Below are 19,091 nucleotides of genomic sequence, written 5' to 3' on the forward strand. Positions count from 1 at the left end.
TGGTGATCCCGAAGATGACACTGCAGCTCGGCGAGGGCCAGGTGCTGGCGCTGCTCGGCCGCAACGGCACCGGCAAGACCACCCTGATCAACTCGATTGTCGGCGTCACCCGCCGCTTCAGCGGCACCGTGAGGCTCGGCGGTCGCGACGTCACGTCGCTGCGGCCGGACCAGCGTGCCCGCCTTGGCATCGGCTGGGTGCCGCAGGAGCGCAATATCTTCCGTTCGCTGACCGTGGAAGAGAACATGACCGCGGTGGCGAAGTCCGGCGAGTGGACCGTGAAGAAGGTCTACGAGATGTTTCCGCGGCTGGAAGAGCGCAAGGCGAATTTCGGCAACCAGTCTGTCCGGCGGCGAGCAGCAGATGCTGGCGGTCGGGCGCGCGCTGGTGCTCAATCCGCAGGTGCTGCTGCTCGACGAGCCGACCGAGGGCCTCGCCCCGATCATCGTCGACGAACTGCTGGCGGCGCTCGGCAAGATCACCCGGGCGGGCGGCATTTGCTCGATCATCGTCGAACAGAATGCGCGAAAGATTCTCGGGCTGGCCGATCGTGTCGTGATATTAGAACGCGGGGGGATCGTTCATGACGCCGCCAGCGCCGCACTCAAGGCCGATCCGGACGTGCTGGAACGGTTCCTCGGGGTCGCAGGCGCGGCGAAACACTAGGATTGGGATGACGCGAAATAGACACTTGTCCCGGGCGCGCTGCGGCATTCTTATGCCGCTGCGCAGAACCGGGACCGTCTCAAACGCCGTCGCCCGTCATGGTCCCGGACGCAAGTTTTAGCTGATACGACAAGATCATTGAGGGAGTACGAAGACATGCTGAGAACAACTGCCCCGTTCCGTGCCGACGAAGTCGGCAGCCTGCTGCGCCCGCAGTCCATCAAGGATGCCCGCGCCAAGCTCGAGAAGGGCGAGATCTCCGCCGACGATCTGCGCAAGGTCGAGGACATGGAGATCGAGAAGGTCGTTCACAAGCAGTCCTCGCTCGGCCTCAAGCTGGCGACCGACGGCGAATTCCGCCGCTCGTGGTGGCACTTCGACTTCCTCGCCAAGCTGACCGGCTGTGAACTGTATCATCCCGACACCGGCATCCAGTTCGCCGGCGTCGAAACCCGCCACGATTCGGTGCGGGTCATCGGCAAGCTGGATTTCCCCGACGATCATCCGATGCTGGCGCACTTCAAGTTTCTCAAGCGCCACGCCGACATTGCCGGCGTCACCGCCAAGATGACCATCCCGTCGCCGGCGGTGCTGCATTTCCGCGGCGGCCGCAAGGCGATCTCCAAGGAGGTCTATCCGGACATCGAAGTGTTCTTCGAGGACCTCGCCAAGACCTACCGCAAGGCGGTGAAGGCGTTCTACGACTCCGGCTGCCGCTACCTGCAGCTCGACGATACCGTCTGGGCCTATCTGTGCTCGGAAGCCGAGTTGCAGAAGGTGCGCGACCGCGGCGAGGACGCCGACAACCTGCAGCAGATCTATTCGCGGATCATCAATTACGCGATCGCCGAGCGCCCGGCCGATATGGTGATCACCACCCATGTCTGCCGCGGCAACTTCCGCTCCACCTGGATTTCGTCGGGCGGCTATGAGCCGGTGGCGGAAACCCTGCTGGCCGGCACCAACTACGATGGCTACTTCCTGGAATACGATTCGGACCGCGCCGGCGGCTTCGAACCGCTGCGCTTCCTGCCGAAGGGCAAGAAGATTGTCGTGGTCGGTGTCATCACCTCGAAGGTCGGCGAGCTCGAGAAGAAGGAAGACATCAAGGCGCGCTTGACGGAGGCCGCTAAGTTCGCGCCGCTCGAGCAGCTCGCGGTGTCGCCGCAGTGCGGCTTCGCCTCGACGGAAGAAGGCAACATCCTCAGCGAGGAAGAGCAGTGGGCCAAGCTGCGGCTTGCCGTCGACGTCGCCAACGAGGTTTGGGGCAAGTAGTCCGAACCGCGTGTCTTGCCTTCCCGGTGGGGAGGCAAGGCGGCGGGGCGCGGTGGATTCGTCGAATCAGCGGCTGCTGACGACGATCAGCGGCTCGGCCGACCGCAGGGTCAGGTTGGCGGACAGCTGTGCGGCCACCATGAACAAGGCCATTGTCGCCGGTATGGAAACGAGTCTGATCAGTTGAATTGCTGAAAGCACGGCGGTCTCTCCGAGTGTGGTTTACCCCCGGGGAGACCTTGCGGGATTATGGTTAACAAAGCGTTCATGCGTGCGGATGGCCGCAACGCAACTGTCGCGGGTGCCCCTGCCGCGGCCCATTTGCTCTGGCAATACACCGATAGGGCGTCGCCGGCCGACAGGTGATCGCGCGTCGCCTCATGCAATCCGCCACGGCGTTTTCGGCTGAAATCGCGCTTTCAGGCATTCGACAAAGTGTGACACCCGCGCCGAGACGCCGCGGCGCGCCGGCACCAGCGCCAGAATATCGGCACCTTCGAACTCGTGGCTGGGGAAGAGCCGACGCAATTCCCCGCGCTTGACGGAAGGTGCCACGTCCCATTCCGAGCGGAGTGCGATACCCAGGCCGGCTGCAGCCCACGCGCGAACGACCTCGCCATTGTTGCTGGTCAGCGTCGGGCTTATCCGGAGGGGCTCCCAGCGTCGGGACGACGCGTTGCGATCCTTGTAACGCCAGAGCGTCACGTCTTCTTCGTTTTCGCGAACCGACAGGCAGGCGTGCTGCTGGAGGTCGCGGGGATGCATCGGCGTTCCGCATCGCTTGAGATAGGCGGGACTGGCGCAGACCCAGCGTGCATTGCGCGCGAGGAGATGAGCGATCCATGAGGAGTCGCGGATCGCGCCGATATGGACCACGACGTCGGCTTCCACACTGCCATTCCATGGCGCTTCCGCAAGATCCAGCGTCGCGCGCACCTGCGGATAATCGCGGGCAAACGCCGCCATGACAGGAGCGACGTGGACCCGGCCGAAACCGAACGGCGCCACGACCCGCAGCGATCCGGCAAATGCGCCGCCGCGCAGGCTGTCGGCGAGACCTTCGACACGGGACAATATCGACCTGGCTTCCTCCACGAGTTGCTCGCCTTCCGGCGTGAAGCGGAGTCCGCGGGAGTTGCGCACCACGAGATTGGCTTCGAGGCTGGCTTCCAGCCGCTTCAGGCGCATGGACAACGCGGGCGGCGTGACGTCCAGCGCTCTTGCGGCCGCGCTCAGCGACCCGGTCCGGCTCAGCGCCGCCACGAAGCGCAGGTCATCGAGCGAGATCATTCAATTTTCCTGAACAGATGAGGTAGTTCCATTTAAACACAACTGATGATCGGGATGATAGAGGTTCGACATGACCATGCCCCGCGCCGTTCTTTTCGATCTCCTCACCGCGCTGCTCGATTCCTGGAGCGCCTGGAATGCCGCAGCCGGATCCGAAGCCGCAGGCCGGACCTGGCGCGCGGAGTACCTGCGTCTGACCTACGGCTGCGGGGCCTATGTGCCCTACGAGGATCTGGTCCGGCAGGCCGCGCGCACGACGGGCCTTCCGGTTTCGGTTGCCGACGCGCTTGAGGCCAGTTGGGGCTCGTTGCCGGTGTGGAGCGGGGCCCAGGCGGCGCTCGACCGACTGGCGGGGCGGACCCGTCTGGCCGTGGTCACGAACTGCTCGGCGCGCCTCGGACGCATGGCCGCCGCGCGGCTTCAAACGCCATGGGATGTGGTGGTCACGGCGGAGGAAGCCGGCTTCTACAAGCCTGACCCGCGCCCCTATCGTCTCGCTCTGGACAGGTTGGGCGTTTCGGCTGCGGACGCCGCCTTCGTCGCAGGCTCGGGCTACGACGTGTTCGGCACGTCGGCTGTGGGGCTGCGCACCTATTGGCACAACCGCGTCGGCCTGGCGCGGCCCGAGGGGCGCCGGCGGCCGAAAAAGAATCTGCAAACCTGGATGATCTCGTTCCGTGGCTGGAGGATTTTTCATGAAATCTCGCTTACTCGCGGCTGCCTTCATCGTTGGATTGAACATCTCTGCGGCGACGGCGCAGGTTTTCCCCGACAGGCAACTGACGTTGATCGTGCCGTTTCCCGCCGGTGGCCCGAGCGATGCGCTCGGACGAAGCGTGGCCCAGGCCATGGCCGCGCACCTCAAGCAATCCATCGTGGTGGAGAACATCGGTGGCGCCAGCGGCACCATCGGCCTGACCAAGCTGATGAAGGCCCCGGCGGATGGATACACGCTCGGCTTCGGGACCATCGGGACCCATGTGGCGAATGTCGCGCTGTTCAAGAAGCTGCCGTACGATCCGGTCGCCGACTTTGAACCTGTCGGTCTTGCGGGGATGGCGTCGACGCTTCTGGTGGCGCGAAAAGACCTGCCCGCGTCCAGCCTGCAGGAATTCGTCGCCTATGCCCGCGCCAATCGCGAGAAGCTCACTTATGGCAGTGCCGGCGTCGGATCGATTTCGCACTATGCCTGCGTCGTCCTGCTGTCGAGCCTGAAGCTGAACATCACCCACGTTCCCTATCGCGGCGTGGCGCCGGCGATGAACGATCTGATGGGCGGTCACGTCGACTTCATGTGCGACCAGACCACCACCGCGCTGCCGCAGGTGCTGGGCGGGACCATCAAGGCCATCGCCGTGCTCGGCGATCAGACCCTGCCTCAGGCGCCGCAGGTCGCCACTGCGGCGGCAGCGGGCTATCCCGACGTCAACCTGCGCTCGTGGAATGCGATCTTCGTGCGCAAGGGGACATCCGCACCCATCGTGCAAAAGTTGAACGAGGCGCTGCGTGCGGCCATTGCCGATCCGGATGTCGCCCGGCAAATGACCGCGGTCGGCGTCGAGCTGCCGCAGGGCGCCAATCTCGAACCCGGCGCGGTCACCGCATTGATCGCACGGGGCCTGCAGCAGGACGTGCCCGTGCTGCGCGCCAAGGGCGAATACCTGGATTGAGCATGACATTTCTCCTCGATATCGAAACGCCGGCCGCCATCGTCGACGTCGCCCGCATGCAGCGCAACATCGCCCGCATGCAGGACCGCATGAATGCTTTCGGCGTCAGCTTCCGTCCGCATGTGAAAACGACGAAATGCGTCGCCGTCGCCGACAGGCAGCGCGCCGCGGGCGCGACCGGCATCACCGTCTCGACCTTGCGCGAAGCCGAAGAGTTCTTTGCCGCCGGCCACGACGACATCCTCTATGCGGTGTGCATCGCGCCGCATAAACTCGAGCGGGCAGGGCGGTTGCGCCAGCAGGGGTGCCGTCTCACCATTCTCGTCGACTCGATCGCGATCGCTCGAGCCGTCGTCGAAGCGCAAACACGTTGCGGACCTTTTGACTTTTTGATCGAGGTCGACAGCGACGGGCACCGCTCCGGGGTCGGTCCGGAGGATGCCGATCTGATCGAGATCGCCCGCATCCTTGACACCGGCGGTGCCACGCTTCGCGGCGTGCTGACCCATGCCGGCAACTCCTACGATCTGCACGATCCCGCTTCTCTGCAGCAACTGGCGGAGCAGGAGCGCGCCTTGAGCGTTCGTGCGGCGGAGCGGCTTCGTGCCGCCGGTTTTCCCTGTCCCGTCGTCAGCGTCGGATCGACCCCGACCGCGCTGTCGGCCCGCGCGCTGGACGGCGTGACGGAAGTGCGCTGCGGCGTCTATGTGTTCTTCGACCTGTTCATGACGAATGTCGGCGTCTGCGCGATCGACGATATCGCTTTGTCCGTGCTGACGACGGTGATCGGCCATCAGCCGGACAAGGGCTGGGTCATCGTGGATGCCGGATGGATGGCCATGAGCCGGGACCGCGGCACGGCCCGCCAGTCGCAGGATTATGGATACGGACTCGTATGCGATGCGGCGGGCAAGCCGATCGAGGAACGCCTGGTGATGATCGCCGCGAACCAGGAACACGGGATCCTGGCCGCGCCGGATGCCGCCGCCATGTCCGTTGCCAATCGCTTTCCGATCGGCACGCGGCTTCGCATCCTTCCAAACCACGCCTGCGCCACCGGCGCGCAGTTCTCTCAGTACCATGCTGTCGGCGATGCCGCCCCGGCCACCTGGAAGCGCTTCAATGGCTGGTGATAGCAACGTGAGCACGCTTCACGGATTGGCGGCTCCTGGAGGGCACTATCGCCATGCCATGCGCGCCGGCGACCTGGTGTTCGTGTCCGGGCAATTGCCCATAGCATCCGACGGCACAAGGCTGTCGGACCGGGATTTCGAGACGCAGGCGCGTCAGGCGCTGGCCAATGTCGCAGCCGCGCTGGCATCGGCAGGCACCGGGATCGATGCGCTCGTTCAGGTTCGCGTTTACATCACCGACATCAACGACTGGCCCGCCTTCGACCGGATTTATGCCGGATGGGCCGGCGCGGTCAGGCCGGCCCGCGCGGTTGTTCCCGTGCCCGCGCTTCACTACGGTTTCCGGATCGAGATCGAAGCCGTGGCGAGCGTGGTGTTATTGCCGGATTGATCGCGGCTGCGGAGTTCACGTGAATGAGACGCGTGTGGCCGGAAGCCTCACGCCTTCCCGCGCCCGACGCCCTCATACACAAACCCCGCCGCCGCCATCTCTTCCGGCCGGTAGACGTTGCGCAAATCCACCATCACCGCCTGCTTCATCGCCGCCTTGAGCCGGTCGAGATCCAGTGCGCGGAACTGGACCCATTCGGTGACGATCACCAGCGCGTCGGCGCCGTCGGCGCAGTCATAGGCATCGGCGCAATAGGTTATGTCGGGGAGTTCGGCCTTGGCCGCCTCCATGCCGACCGGGTCGAAGGCGCGCACTTTGGCGCCCATGTCGAGCAGGCCGGTGACCAGCGGGATCGACGGCGCCTCGCGCATGTCGTCGGTGTCGGGCTTGAAGGTCAGGCCGAGCACGGCGATCGTCTTGCCCCGCAGGTTGCCCCCGAGCGCGTGTGACACCTTGCGCGCCATCGCGCGCTTGCGGTTGTCGTTGACGGACAGCACGGCCTCGACGATGCGCAGCGGCACATCCTGGTCGAGCGCGATCTTGACCAGCGCACGGGTGTCCTTGGGAAAGCACGAGCCGCCGAAGCCGGGGCCGGCATGCAGGAATTTGCTGCCGATGCGGTTGTCCATGCCGATGCCGCGCGCCACGTCCTGAACGTCGGCGCCGACCTTCTCGGCGAGATCGGCGATTTCGTTGATGAAGGTGATCTTGGTCGCCAGAAATGCGTTGGCTGCGTATTTGATCAGCTCGGCGGTGCGCCGTGCGGTGTACATCACCGGCGCCTGGTTGAGCGACAGCGGCCGGTAGATCTCGCCGATCGCTTTTCGCGCGCGTTCATCAGAAGTGCCGACCACGATGCGGTCGGGGAACTTGAAGTCGCGGATGGCCGCGCCCTCGCGCAGGAATTCCGGATTGGAGGCGACCGCCACATCGGCCGCCGGATTGGTTTCCAGGATCAGTCGCTCGACCTCGTCGCCGGTGCCGACCGGCACGGTGGATTTGGTGATTACCACGGTGAAGCCTGACAGCGCTGCGGCAATCTCGCGCGCGGCGGCATAGACGTAAGAGAGGTCGGCGTGCCCGTCGCCGCGCCGCGACGGCGTACCGACGGCGATGAACACCGCGTCGGCCTGGCCGACCGGGCCGGTGAGGTCGGTGGTGAAATCGAGCCGGCCGGCCTTCACATTGGTCGCCACCAGCGCGTCGAGGCCGGGTTCGAAGATCGGGATCTCTCCCCCGCGAAGCGCCGCGATCTTGTCGGCGTCTTTGTCGACGCAGGTCACGTGGTGACCGAAGTCGGCAAAACAGGCGCCGGAGACAAGGCCGACATAGCCGGTGCCGATCATGGCGATGCGCATGGAAAACCTGTGGCTGGGGTGAGGGGGAGGGGGAATCCTGCGGACGGGTCTTAGCAGAAGCAGACGACTTTCACACGACGCTGCAATGCAGCAACGGTCCATTTCCATTGTGGGCAGATGGTGCTAGGAAGTGGGCTAGACCATTTTCTGCCCACCGGCTTGGCCTGTCCCCGCTGATGAAAAACGACCAGATCCTCGACCAGATTTCGGACTATTGCCGCCAGGTCGACATGGCGGAGTCGACCTTCGGGCGCCGTGCCGTCAATGACGGCAAGCTGGTGCACCGGCTGCGCGAGGGCAAGCGCATCACCATCGATACGCTGGACCGGATCAAGGCCTTCATCACCCAGTCGCTGCCCGAAGGGGCGCCGCCGCCGCGCGGACTGGAACCGCCGATCGAGCGGCGCGACCCCCGCAGCAATTTCCGCTTCTTCGAAAACCGTCAGAAATACCTGCTTTTCGTGCACACCTGCTCGGAGAAGCGGGTGATTGCCGACCGGGTCGGGCTGGAACTGGCCAGCATCCATCCGCGGCCGCCGGCGCTGCGGGTGTTCGACGCCGGGGTCGGCGACGGCACCGTGCTGGCGCGGGTGATGCGGTCGATGCACGGCCGTTTTCCGCATATGCCGTTCTACATCGCCGGCAAGGAACTCAGCCTCGAGGACGTCCGCCTGACTCTCGACAAGGTGCCCGACCGGCTGTTCGAGCACCCCGCCACGGTGTTCGTGCTGACCAACATGCATTACGCGGAAGCGCCGACCCTGACGCCGCTGTCGCCGGCAGCCGCCGCCGGGATGATCTGGCACGAGGTGCCGTTGCGCGGGGCGTCGTCCGGCGAGTTCGAGGCGCAGATCGCCGGACTTGGACCTTTTCTTGAGGATAACTGGCGCGCCAGCATCAACCCGCGATCGGGCATGCCGACCTATGAACGGCCGGTGGCGCTGGTGGTCTATCGCGAGGATCACCGCTTCCTGCTCGACTCGATCATTCCGCGCGCCGGCCGCACCGAGGCCAATTTCGACCTGATTATCGCCTCGCAGCCCTACCGGGCCAAATCCTCGGTGAGTTTCCGCGCCAAACGGATCATCGCACCACTGGCCCGCGCCTTGCGCGCCGGCGGGCGGCTGATCGGCATCCATTCCCATGGGCAGGACCCTGGTATGGAGATCGTGCAAGCCGTCTGGCCCAAAGAAAACCCTTTCGCTGTCAGCCGTCATGAGCTATTGCGCGCAGTGAAATACGAACTGGGCTCAGCGGCTCGCGATCTGAACTTCAATGCCTATTCCGATCAACGGTCGATCTTTCGCTACGCCATGGAGGCGCTGCCGAACGAGGTCACCGGGACGATCGGAACCTCGACGGCTTTTGCAGCATGGAACGCGGCGGTCTATGTCGCCCAGATCGAAGACGACCGTTTGACGGAAGTGACCCAAAGCGGCCGCTACCTGGATGCCACCCGAGAGGTTCTGCGCAAGCACAACGGCCTCTGGTTCTATGACGAATCCTACGTCATCTCGCGGCGTCGCGACTGACAATCTTGGACATTTTGATGAAAGGACCGCCGAGGTCTGGCGGAAAAGGGGTTGATTGATGCGCGCGTCCTATCTGTTCACCAGTGAATCGGTTTCCGAAGGCCATCCCGACAAGGTCTGCGACCGGATTTCCGACGAGATCGTCGACCTGTTCTTCCGCGAAGGCGCCAAGGCCGGCATGGACCCCTGGTCGATCCGTGCCGCCTGCGAAACGCTGGCCACCACCAACAAGGTGGTGATCGCCGGTGAAACCCGCGGTCCCAAGTCCGTCACGAACGATCACATCGAGGCCGTTGTACGCGCCGCGATCAAGGATATCGGCTACGAGCAGGAAGGCTTCCACTGGAAGACCGCCGACATCGAGATCCTGCTGCATCCGCAGTCGGCCGACATTGCGCAGGGCGTCGACGCCCTGCAGCCCGGTACCAACAAGGAAGAGGGCGCCGGCGACCAGGGCATCATGTTCGGTTACGCCGTCAACGAGACCCCGGAATTGATGCCGGCCCCGATCTTCTACGCGCACAAGATCCTGCGCCTGATCTCGGAGGCCCGTCATGCCGGCATCGAGAAGGTGCTCGGACCGGATTCCAAGAGCCAGGTGACCGTGCAGTACGAGAACGGCAAGCCGGTCGGCGTGCGCGAGATCGTCGTCTCCCACCAGCATCTGGTCGAGGACATGACCTCGCAGCAGGTGCGTGACTGCGTCGAGCCCTACGTGCGCCAGGCGCTGCCGGATGGCTGGATCTCCGACAAGACCATCTGGCACATCAATCCGACCGGCAAGTTCTTCATCGGCGGCCCCGATGGCGACGCCGGCCTGACCGGCCGCAAGATCATCGTCGACACCTACGGCGGCGCAGCCCCGCACGGCGGCGGCGCCTTCTCCGGCAAGGATTCCACCAAGGTCGACCGCTCGGCCGCCTATGCCGCCCGCTACGTCGCCAAGAACGTCGTCGCGGCCGGCCTCGCCGACCGCTGCACGCTGCAGCTCGCTTACGCCATCGGCGTGGCGCGGCCGCTGTCGATCTACATCGATACCCACGGCACCGGTAAGGTCGGCGACGAGGTGATCGAGAAGGCCGTCGCCGCTTCGATGGACCTGACCCCGCGCGGCATCCGCAAGCATCTCGACCTCAACAAGCCGATCTACGCCCGCACCTCCGCCTACGGCCACTTCGGCCGGACCCCGGACGCGGACGGCGGCTTCTCCTGGGAGAAGACCGACCTCGCCGAGGTGTTGAAGAGCAACGTCTAGTTACTTCCCCTCTCCCCCAGCGCTGCGAAGCAGCGCGCCGCGGGCGAGGGTGCGTAGGCGGCCTTTCGGCCGCCGTTCTAAATGGACGCCGATGCGTAGCATCGGCTACGGCGTAGCGAAGGCGGGAGAGGGCCTTTTAGAAAGCCCCCTCTCCCAAACGAGTTTGTAGTGACCGCCTCCGCAGCCCTCTCCCGCCTAGCGAAGCTTCGCTTCGCCTGGGGGAGAGGGCGCCACTATTAGCGTCCGGGAGCAGCTCTCGGACAGGAACAAGGATTAACCCATGACCGCCCCCGCAGGCTTCACCGACTACATCGTCAAGGACATCTCGCTCGCGCCATACGGCCGCAAGGAACTCTCGATCGCCGAGACGGAAATGCCCGGCCTGATGGCCACCCGCGAGGAATACGGCCCGAAGCAGGTGCTGAAGGGCGCCCGCATCGCAGGCTCCTTGCACATGACCATCCAGACCGGCGTGCTGATCGAGACGCTGGTTGCGCTCGGCGCCGACGTGCGCTGGGTGTCGTGCAACATCTACTCGACCCAGGACCACGCGGCAGCCGCCATCGCGGCCGCGGGCGTTCCGGTGTTCGCCATCAAGGGCGAGAGCCTCGAGGACTACTGGGACTACACCGCCCGCATGTTCGACTGGCATGGCGGTGGCTATCCCAACATGATCCTCGATGACGGCGGCGACGCCACCATGTACGTGCATCTCGGCCTGCGCGCCGAGAACGGCGACACCGCCTTCCTCGACAAGCCGGCCTCTGATGAAGAAGTGATCTTCTTCGCGCTGCTGAAGAAGCAGCTCAAGGAAAAGCCGAAGGGCTACTTCAAGGCCATCGCCGACTCGATCATGGGCGTCTCGGAAGAGACCACCACGGGCGTGCATCGCCTCTACGACATGCAGAAGGCCGGCACGCTGCTGTGGCCCGCGATCAACGTCAACGACTCGGTCACCAAGTCGAAGTTCGACAACCTGTACGGCTGCCGTGAATCGCTGGTCGACGGCATCCGCCGCGGCACCGACGTCATGATGTCCGGCAAGGTCGCCATGGTCGCCGGCTTCGGCGATGTAGGCAAGGGTTCGGCAGCCTCATTGCGTCACGCCGGCTGCCGCGTGCTGGTCTCCGAAGTCGATCCGATCTGCGCGCTGCAGGCGGCGATGGAAGGCTACGAGGTTGTGACCATGGAAGACGCGGCGCCTCGCGCCGACATCTTCGTCACCGCCACCGGCAACAAGGACATCATCACCATCGAGCACATGCGCGCGATGAAGGATCGTGCCATCGTCTGCAACATCGGCCACTTCGACAACGAGATCCAGATCGCGCATCTGAAGAACCTGAAGTGGGACAACATCAAACCGCAGGTCGACGAGATCACCTTCCCGGACGGCAAGCGGATGATCCTGCTGTCGGAAGGCCGCCTGGTGAACCTCGGCAATGCCACCGGCCATCCGTCCTTCGTGATGTCGGCCTCCTTCACCAACCAGACGCTGGCGCAGATCGAACTCTACGCCAACAACAAGGACGGCAAGTACAAGAAGGAAGTCTACGTGCTGCCGAAAGCACTGGACGAGAAGGTCGCCCGCCTGCATCTCGCCAAGATTGGCGTTAAACTGTCGGAGCTCAGCCCCGAGCAGGCCGCCTATATCGGCGTCAAGCCCGAGGGTCCGTTCAAGAGCGATCACTACCGCTACTGAGCGTCCGATCCGGGCGCCACGCGCGACCCATGAGTGTCACAAAACGGGGCTGGAGCGCCCCGTTTTTGTTGAGACTTTCTTTCCTGGCACGACTGACAGCGAGGCCATTCGATGTTCCCCAAGCCGCAGCCCGTTCTTGTTCCCAACACCTACGCCTATGAATCCGAGCCGATGGTGAAGGCCACCGGCTTTCGCGAATATGACGCGCGCTGGCTGTTCGGCAAGGAGATCAACCTGATGGGCGTGCAGGCGCTGGGCATGGGGCTCGGCGTGCTGATCCGCGAACTCGGCCAGAAGCCGGAGATCGTCACCGGCCACGACTTCCGCGGTTACTCGGCCTCGATCAAATACGCGCTGATGACCGGACTGATGGCCGCCGGCTGCAAGGTCCACGACATTGGCCTGGCGGTGACGCCGATGGCCTATTTCGCCCAGTTCGATCTCGACGTGCCCTGCGTCGCGATGGTCACGGCGTCGCATAACGACAATGGCTGGACCGGCGTCAAGATGGGCATCAACCGCCCGATGACCTTCGGACCGGACGAGATGAACCGGCTGAAGGAGATCGTGCTGGGCGCCGAGTTCGACAACAAGCCCGGCGGCTCCTATCAATTCCATGAAAACTATCCGGCCCGCTACATCGCCGACCTGACCCGCCGCCCGAAGCTGAAGCGCAAGCTCAAGGTGGTCGTCGCCTGCGGCAACGGCACCGCCGGCGCCTTCGCGCCGCAGGTGATGGAAGCAATCGGCTGTGAGGTGATCCCGCTCGACACCGAGCTCGACCACACCTTTCCGAAATACAATCCGAATCCGGAAGACATGGAGATGCTGCACGCGATCCGCGATGCGGTGCTCGAGCACAAGGCCGATGTCGGCCTCGGCTTCGACGGCGACGGCGATCGTTGCGGGGTGGTCGACAACACCGGCGAGGAGATTTTTGCCGACAAGGTCGGCGTGATGCTGGCGCGCGACATGTCGGCTGTCATCAAGGACGCCACCTTCGTGGTCGACGTGAAGTCGACCGGACTTTTCGTCACCGATCCGGTGCTGCAGGCGCAGGGCGCCAAGACCACCTACTGGAAGACCGGCCATTCCTACATGAAGCGCCGCACCTTCGAGACGAAGGCGCTGGCAGGCTTCGAGAAGTCCGGCCACTTCTTCTTCAACGCGCCGGTCGGCCGGGGCTACGACGATGGCCTGGTGTCGGCCATCGCCATCTGCGAGATGCTCGACCGCGCCCCCGGCAAGACCATGGCCGACCTCAAGGACGCGCTGCCAAAAACCTGGTCGTCGCCGACCATGTCACCGCATTGCGCCGACGAGACCAAATACGGCGTTGTCGCCGCCGTGGTGAAGCACTTCGAGGATGCGCAGAAGAATGGCGCCCAGGTCGCAGGACAAGCGATCCGCGATCTCGTCACCGTCAACGGCGTGCGCGTCACCTGCGCCGACGGCAGCCGGGGCCTGGTGCGGGCGTCATCGAACAAGCCCGAGCTGGTGGTGGTGGTTGAGAGCCCGGTGTCGGAGCAGCGCATGCACGACATGTTCGAGGCGATGAACGTGGTGCTGCGCACCCATCCCGAAGTCGGCGCGTATAACCAGACGATCTGAGCCGGGAAGGTCCGCCTCCGCCGCGCAGTTTTTTTACCCTCCCCTCGAGGGGGAGGGGCGCTGCACAGCGCGCGAAGCGCGTGTGCGGCGGGGTGGGGTGACAGCGCTGCTGCAACTCTCCGTTTCCCGGGCGCGCTGCAGCACAGGCGATGCGCAGCATCGCCGGCAGTGCTGCTGCGCAGACCCGGGACCCAGCTTGCTTAATGTCAACAAGCTGTGGGCCGGATCTGCGGCGCACCACGCCGCGCAGGCGCGGCGCGCTGCGCCGCGTCCGGGGAACGAGAGCCGCAACGGCGTCGCTCTCCTCTTGGCACAGCCCTTGCTCACCTCTCAGCCATTGTCGTCACCTTCACCTCAAGGAATTCCCCGCCATGTCCATCAGCACCATCGCCCTGAACCGCCGCCACTTCCTGCATACCGCGCTGGCCGGCGCGTCGGCGGCGACGTTCGGGGTGCGCGAGGTGCATGCGCAAGCGCGCGCCGAGACGCTGCTGATCGTGCAGGAGCTCGGCCCCAACTCGCTGGACATGCAGGGCGTCGGCTCCAACCAGACCGTCAACGGCCTGTCGTGGAATTGCTACGACCGCCTGCTGAGCTACGCCGCCAAGACGCTGCCCGACGGCACGCCGTCCTACGACCGCGAGAAGCTGACGCCGGAGCTGGCGGAGAGCTGGGAGGTGGCGGCCGATGGCATGTCATGCACCTTCAAGCTGCGCCGCGACGCGAAATTCCATGACGGCACGCCGGTCACCGCGAAGGACGTCAAATGGTCGTTCGACCGCGCGGTCAAGGTCGGCGGCTTCCCGACCTTCCAGATGTCGGCGGGCTCGCTGGAGAAGCCCGAACAGTTCGTGGCCGTCGACGATCACACCTTCCGCATCGACTACATCCGCAAGGACAAGATGCTGCTGTTCAACGTCGCAGTGGTGGTGCCGTTCGTCATCAACTCCGAACTGGCGAAGAAGAACGCGACGGCGGAGGATCCGTGGGCGCTGGCGTGGCTGCGCAACAACGAGGCCGGCGGCGGCGCCTACCGGATCGAGAGCTGGAAGCCCGGCACCGAGACCATCTTCGCGCGCTTCGACGACTGGAAGAGCGGCCCGCTGCCGAAGATCAGGCGCATCATCGCCCGCGACGTGCCCTCGGCCGGCACCCGCCGCGCCATGCTCGAGCGCGGCGATGCCGATTTCTCCAGCGGCTTCGCGCCGCGCGATTTCGACCAGATCATCAAGGACGCCAAAGTCAAGGTGTCCGGCGTGCCGATTCCCAACGCGCTGTGGTACGTCGCGCTCAACACCGCGAAGCCGCCGTTCGACAATGTGAAGCTGCGCCAGGCGGTGGCCTGGGCGATGCCCTACGAGCAGATCCAGTCGAGCGCGTTCTTCAACCGCGCGGTGCCGATGCATGGCGGTCCGGCGGAGGTCACCAGACCGGTCTGGCCGCAGCCGTTTCCCTATGTCACCGACCTCGACAGAGCGAAGGCGCTGATGAAGGAGGCCGGACTGGAATCCGGTTTCGAAACGACTTTGTCGCTCGACACCGGCACCGCGACGGTCGGCGAGCCCACCGTGCTGCTGATCCAGGAGAGCCTCGCCAAGATCGGCATCAAGGCGGCGATCGAGAAGATCCCCGGCGCCAACTGGCGCACCACGCTCAACAAGAAGGAGCTGCCGATGGCGCTGAACCGCTTCAGCGGCTGGCTCGATTATCCGGAATACTACTTCTTCTGGAATTTCCACGGCAACAATTCGATCTTCAACATCTCCTCGTACCAGAACAAGGCGATGGACGCGCTGATCGACAGAGCCCGCTTCACGACCGATCCGGCGGAGTACGACAAGACCGTCAAGGAGTTCATCTCGCTGTGCATGCGCGACGTGCCGATGGTGCCGCTCAACCAGCCGATTCACGACGTCGCCATGCAGAAGAACGTCTCCGGCTACGAGTTCTGGTTTCACCGCGAGCCGGACTTCCGGCAGTTTACCAAGGGGTGAGCGAGGCCGTGCTACAGCAGCCCCGTATCTTCCTCCTCGACCTTCTCGATCAGTTCTTCCGTCGCCACCGCGCCGCCGCGCGGTACCAGAAGGACCATGCAGGCGGCGCAGCCGCAGGACAGCACCACCAAAGCGATGTTGAGCGGCACCGGCGTGGCGAAATTGCCGCCCAGCCAGGCGCCGAACTGTGAGCACAGCGCCCCCAGGCCCATCTGTAGGAAACCCATCATGCCGGACGCCGAGCCGGCCGATTGCGGACGAATGCTGAGCGCGCCGGCGGCCGAGTTCGACATCACGAAGGCATTGCCGAACATCACGATCATATGGGTGAGGAAGAGCCAGGCCGGCTGCTGGTTCAGGCCGGTGAGGCCCCAGACCACATTGAGCAGGGCGCCGCCGAGCTGCAGCGTCAGGCCGAACCAGATCAGGTGCTCGATGCTCCGCCGCGGCGCGAAGCGCACGCAGCACAGGTTGCCCAGGAGATAAGCGAGGCCCGATGTCGCAAACCACGCGCCGTATTCGGCGGAGGTGCGGCCCATCTGGGTGACGACGACATAAGGGCCTCCGCCGGCAAAGGTGAAGATGATCCACGAAGCGATCACGTAGCAGAGCAGGTAGCCGATGAAGGCGCGGCTCCCGGTCAGCACCTTGACGTCGGCGACGAAGCCCGCGCCCGACACGTTGTCGCTGACGCGCCGGGTTTCCGGCAGCAGCACGGCGATGCCGACGATGACGGCGAGCGATGCGGCGGTGATGACATAGAGGATCGCACGCCAGCCGAGCCCAGTCTCCAGCAGGCCGCCGGCCAGCGGGCTCAGCATTTGCGCGATCATCATCACCGCGATCACCAGGCTGATCATCGCGCCGACGCGGTCGCGCGGATAGAGATCGCGAATGATGGCGCGGCTCATCACCATGCCGGTGGCGCCGCCGAGCGCCTGGAAGAACCGCGCCGCGATCAGTTGCGGCAGCGTCTCGGCGAAGATGCTGCCGACGCCGGCCAGCACCATCAGGCAGAGGCCGGCGAGCAGCACCGGGCGGCGCCCGAAGCGGTCCGACAGCGGCCCCATGATCAGCTGAGAGAAGGCGAGGCCGACCATGTACAGCGACACGGTCATCTGCGCGATGGAGATGTCGCGGCCGAACACCCGCGCCAGTTCCGGCAGCGCCGGCACCAGCATGTACAGCGAGATCGGCGCCACGCCGGTCATCGCCACCAGCAACAGCAGCATCACCCGCGATCTGGAATGGTCGATCACCTCGACGATGGGAGCGGGCGGGGGCGGGCTGTAGTTCACGTGGGCAGAATTCTTTCGTGTTGGCTACTGCGGGAGCGGCTCTGTTGCCGCATCGAGCCAGACCCGTGTGGCCTCGTCGTCGAGCAGCGGGCGCACCTCGCGCTTGACCCGGGCGTGGTAGTCGTCGATCCAGGCGCGCTCGTCGGCATTGATCAAAGCGAGGTCGATCAGCCGGCGATCGATCGGCGCCAGCGTCAGCGTCGCAAAGGCGTTCATCGGCTGCTCGGCGCCGGGGATGGTCGCTTCGACCACCAGTTCAAGATTTTCGATGCGGATGCCGAAGCCGTCGGTCTTGTAGTAGCCGGGCTCGTTGGACAGGATCATGCCGCGCTTCAGCGGCACCGTGCCGAGCTTGGAGATCCGGCCCGGCCCCTCATGCACCGAGAGGTAGCTGCCGACGCCGTGGCCGGTGCCGTGGCCGAAATCGAGGCCGGCCTGCCACAGGAACTGGCGCGCGAAACTGTCGAGCTGCGCGCCGGAGGTGCCGTCGGGAAACACCGCGCGGGCAATGGCGATGTGGCCGCGCAGCACGCGGGTGAAGCGGTCGCGCATTTCCGCGGTCGGCTCGCCCACGGCGATGGTGCGGGTAACGTCGGTGGTGCCGTCCTCATACTGCGCGCCGGAATCGATCAGCAAGAGGTCGCCGACCGCGATGCGGCGGTTGCTCTTGCGGGTGACGCGGTAATGCACGATGGCGCCGTTCGGCCCGGTGCCGGAGATGGTCGGGAACGAGACATCCTTGAGCGCGCCGGTGTCGCGACGAAACGTCTCCAGCGCCTCGACGGCGTCGATCTCGGTCAGCGCGCCCTTGGGCGCCTCGCGGTCGACCCAGGCGAGAAACCGGACCAGCGCCACAGCGTCGCGGCGATGCGCAGTTTGCGTACCCTTGATCTCGATCGGATTCTTGCTGGCCTTCAGCAGCGCCACCGGATCGTTGCCGCGCAGTGGCCGTCCGCCATGGGAAGTGACCAGCCGGCTCAGCGCATCGGCGGCGGTGGCGCTGTCCAGCGCGATGGCCGCGCCGCGCTCGGCCAGCGTGGTGAGTGCCGCGGTCAGCGCCTCCGGCTCCTCCACCGTGGCATTGGCCTCCAGATGGGCGCGCGCGCTATTGGAGAGCTTTCGCGCATCGATGAAGATCGAGGGGCGGCCATCCTTCGGCACCAGCGCATAGGACAGCGGCAGCGGCGTGTGCGAGACGTCGGCGCCGCGGATGTTGAAGGTCCAGGCCACCGCATGGGAATCCGACAGCACCAGCGCATCGGCGCCAAGCCTGATGATCTCGGCGCGGATCCGGCCGAGCTTGTCGGATTCGGACTCGCCGGCGAATTCGAGGCCGTGGATCGTGACCGGTCCGATCGGCGGCGCCGGCCGCTCGGCCCACACCGAATCCACCGGGTTGCTGTCGACCGCGACCAGTTCGGCCCCGGCCTTGGCGCAGGCCGCCGCCAGCCGCTCGGCTGCCGCGGAAGTGTGCAGCCAGGGGTCAAATCCGAGGCGGTCGCCGGCTGCCAGATGCTCGCCGAGCCAGCTTTCCGGTGGCGGCTCGACCAGCGACTGCACGCTCCAGGCCTTGCCGTCGACTTGCTTGGCGGCCTGCAGGGTGTAGCGGCCGTCGACGAACACCGCGGCCTCATGGAGAAGCACCGCCGCCATGCCGGCCGAACCGGTAAAGCCGGTCAGCCACGCCAGCCGCTCTTCGGACGGCGCGACATATTCGTTCTGCTGCTGATCGGCGCGGGGGATCACGAAGCCCGTCAGCTTCCGGCGCAGCAATTCCTCGCGAAACGCGGCCAGCCGCGCGGTCAGCGCCACGCCGCCTTCGGGCTCCTCGAATGTCTGGAAATGAGCTTCGAACATCGCTGGTCATCCTATGGTCGCCTTGCAGACCCGGCAATCGAAGGGCAGGGTTGCACGAA

At 65.2% G+C, this 19,091-nt stretch carries 14 protein-coding genes and 2 pseudogenes; 11 read left to right on the forward strand and 5 right to left on the reverse strand.

Annotation, left to right across the window (positions count from 1 at the left end; translation table 11 throughout):
* Positions 1 to 14 precede the first annotated feature (14 nt).
* Together ACUXVA_RS15170 and ACUXVA_RS15175 are read left to right on the forward strand one after the other, a co-directional pair.
* Positions 15 to 666, forward strand: a pseudogene (locus ACUXVA_RS15170) (ABC transporter ATP-binding protein).
* 156 nt (positions 667 to 822) lie between these two features.
* Complete coding sequence (locus tag ACUXVA_RS15175) at positions 823 to 1,941, forward strand: cobalamin-independent methionine synthase II family protein (protein WP_445493039.1); 1,119 nt, start codon at positions 823 to 825, stop codon at positions 1,939 to 1,941.
* Positions 1,942 to 2,007: 66 nt separating this feature from the next.
* Here the strand turns inward: ACUXVA_RS15175 and ACUXVA_RS15180 are convergent, their stop codons facing one another.
* Positions 2,008 to 2,142: a hypothetical protein gene (locus ACUXVA_RS15180; protein WP_445493041.1), complete on the reverse strand. Its 135-nt coding sequence runs from the start codon at positions 2,140 to 2,142 to the stop codon at positions 2,008 to 2,010.
* Positions 2,143 to 2,319: 177 nt separating this feature from the next.
* On the reverse strand, positions 2,320 to 3,231 hold the full coding sequence (locus tag ACUXVA_RS15185) for a LysR family transcriptional regulator (protein WP_445493043.1): 912 nt from the start codon (positions 3,229 to 3,231) through the stop codon (positions 2,320 to 2,322).
* Between the two features lie 76 nt (positions 3,232 to 3,307).
* On the opposite strand from ACUXVA_RS15185, the pseudogene ACUXVA_RS15190 reads away from it, so the two are divergent.
* The 4 genes and pseudogenes from ACUXVA_RS15190 to ACUXVA_RS15205 all read left to right on the forward strand — a co-directional run.
* Positions 3,308 to 3,814: pseudogene (locus tag ACUXVA_RS15190) on the forward strand (HAD-IA family hydrolase); the annotation flags it as partial.
* A gap of 112 nt (positions 3,815 to 3,926) precedes the next feature.
* A complete protein-coding gene (locus ACUXVA_RS15195) occupies positions 3,927 to 4,901 on the forward strand; it encodes a tripartite tricarboxylate transporter substrate-binding protein (RefSeq protein ID WP_445493045.1) in 975 nt (324 codons plus the stop codon).
* A gap of 2 nt (positions 4,902 to 4,903) precedes the next feature.
* Positions 4,904 to 6,034: a DSD1 family PLP-dependent enzyme gene (locus tag ACUXVA_RS15200; RefSeq protein WP_265079551.1), complete on the forward strand. Its 1,131-nt coding sequence runs from the start codon at positions 4,904 to 4,906 to the stop codon at positions 6,032 to 6,034.
* A gap of 7 nt (positions 6,035 to 6,041) precedes the next feature.
* Positions 6,042 to 6,425, forward strand: coding sequence for a RidA family protein (locus tag ACUXVA_RS15205; RefSeq protein WP_445493048.1), 384 nt, complete (start codon positions 6,042 to 6,044; stop codon positions 6,423 to 6,425).
* Between the two features lie 47 nt (positions 6,426 to 6,472).
* Here the strand turns inward: ACUXVA_RS15205 and ACUXVA_RS15210 are convergent, their stop codons facing one another.
* A complete protein-coding gene (locus tag ACUXVA_RS15210) occupies positions 6,473 to 7,783 on the reverse strand; it encodes a UDP-glucose dehydrogenase family protein (protein WP_445493050.1) in 1,311 nt (436 codons plus the stop codon).
* A 176-nt stretch (positions 7,784 to 7,959) separates the two neighbouring features.
* On the opposite strand from ACUXVA_RS15210, the gene ACUXVA_RS15215 reads away from it, so the two are divergent.
* From ACUXVA_RS15215 to ACUXVA_RS15235, 5 genes are all read left to right on the forward strand, one after another.
* Entirely contained in the window at positions 7,960 to 9,315 is a 1,356-nt protein-coding gene (locus tag ACUXVA_RS15215) for a hypothetical protein (RefSeq protein ID WP_445493052.1), read from the forward strand.
* Positions 9,316 to 9,373: 58 nt separating this feature from the next.
* Positions 9,374 to 10,570 carry a methionine adenosyltransferase gene (gene metK, locus ACUXVA_RS15220; protein ID WP_445493054.1) on the forward strand — a complete coding sequence of 399 codons (1,197 nt, stop codon included), beginning with the start codon at positions 9,374 to 9,376 and terminating at the stop codon, positions 10,568 to 10,570.
* Between the two features lie 280 nt (positions 10,571 to 10,850).
* The gene (gene ahcY, locus ACUXVA_RS15225) at positions 10,851 to 12,272 is read left to right on the forward strand and encodes an adenosylhomocysteinase (RefSeq protein ID WP_265079548.1); all 1,422 of its coding nucleotides are present in this window, start codon (positions 10,851 to 10,853) and stop codon (positions 12,270 to 12,272) included.
* 111 nt (positions 12,273 to 12,383) lie between these two features.
* Positions 12,384 to 13,883 (forward strand): phosphomannomutase/phosphoglucomutase, encoded by a 1,500-nt coding sequence (locus ACUXVA_RS15230; RefSeq protein WP_445493056.1) that lies wholly within the window; start codon positions 12,384 to 12,386, stop codon positions 13,881 to 13,883.
* Between the two features lie 371 nt (positions 13,884 to 14,254).
* Positions 14,255 to 15,877, forward strand: coding sequence for an ABC transporter substrate-binding protein (locus ACUXVA_RS15235; protein WP_265079546.1), 1,623 nt, complete (start codon positions 14,255 to 14,257; stop codon positions 15,875 to 15,877).
* Positions 15,878 to 15,888: 11 nt separating this feature from the next.
* On the opposite strand, the gene ACUXVA_RS15240 is transcribed toward ACUXVA_RS15235, so the two are convergent.
* Positions 15,889 to 17,109 (reverse strand): multidrug effflux MFS transporter, encoded by a 1,221-nt coding sequence (locus tag ACUXVA_RS15240; protein WP_445493300.1) that lies wholly within the window; start codon positions 17,107 to 17,109, stop codon positions 15,889 to 15,891.
* A gap of 90 nt (positions 17,110 to 17,199) precedes the next feature.
* Positions 17,200 to 19,032: an aminopeptidase P family protein gene (locus ACUXVA_RS15245; protein ID WP_445493059.1), complete on the reverse strand. Its 1,833-nt coding sequence runs from the start codon at positions 19,030 to 19,032 to the stop codon at positions 17,200 to 17,202.
* Positions 19,033 to 19,091 lie beyond the last annotated feature (59 nt).

The organism is Rhodopseudomonas sp. RCAM05734, from assembly GCF_052658035.1.

Excerpts from the sequence above, each read along its gene's own strand:
- ACUXVA_RS15175 (WP_445493039.1), top strand. The coding sequence starts at position 823 with ATGCTGAGAACAACTGCCCCGTTCCGTGCCGACGAAGTCGGCAGCCTG.
- ACUXVA_RS15185 (WP_445493043.1), bottom strand. The coding sequence starts at position 3,231 with ATGATCTCGCTCGATGACCTGCGCTTCGTGGCGGCGCTGAGCCGGACC.
- ACUXVA_RS15195 (WP_445493045.1), top strand. The coding sequence starts at position 3,927 with ATGAAATCTCGCTTACTCGCGGCTGCCTTCATCGTTGGATTGAACATC.
- ACUXVA_RS15200 (WP_265079551.1), top strand. The coding sequence starts at position 4,904 with ATGACATTTCTCCTCGATATCGAAACGCCGGCCGCCATCGTCGACGTC.
- ACUXVA_RS15210 (WP_445493050.1), bottom strand. The coding sequence starts at position 7,783 with ATGCGCATCGCCATGATCGGCACCGGCTATGTCGGCCTTGTCTCCGGC.
- ACUXVA_RS15215 (WP_445493052.1), top strand. The coding sequence starts at position 7,960 with ATGAAAAACGACCAGATCCTCGACCAGATTTCGGACTATTGCCGCCAG.
- metK (WP_445493054.1), top strand. The coding sequence starts at position 9,374 with ATGCGCGCGTCCTATCTGTTCACCAGTGAATCGGTTTCCGAAGGCCAT.
- ahcY (WP_265079548.1), top strand. The coding sequence starts at position 10,851 with ATGACCGCCCCCGCAGGCTTCACCGACTACATCGTCAAGGACATCTCG.
- ACUXVA_RS15230 (WP_445493056.1), top strand. The coding sequence starts at position 12,384 with ATGTTCCCCAAGCCGCAGCCCGTTCTTGTTCCCAACACCTACGCCTAT.
- ACUXVA_RS15235 (WP_265079546.1), top strand. The coding sequence starts at position 14,255 with ATGTCCATCAGCACCATCGCCCTGAACCGCCGCCACTTCCTGCATACC.
- ACUXVA_RS15240 (WP_445493300.1), bottom strand. The coding sequence starts at position 17,109 with ATGCTGCTGTTGCTGGTGGCGATGACCGGCGTGGCGCCGATCTCGCTG.
- ACUXVA_RS15245 (WP_445493059.1), bottom strand. The coding sequence starts at position 19,032 with ATGTTCGAAGCTCATTTCCAGACATTCGAGGAGCCCGAAGGCGGCGTG.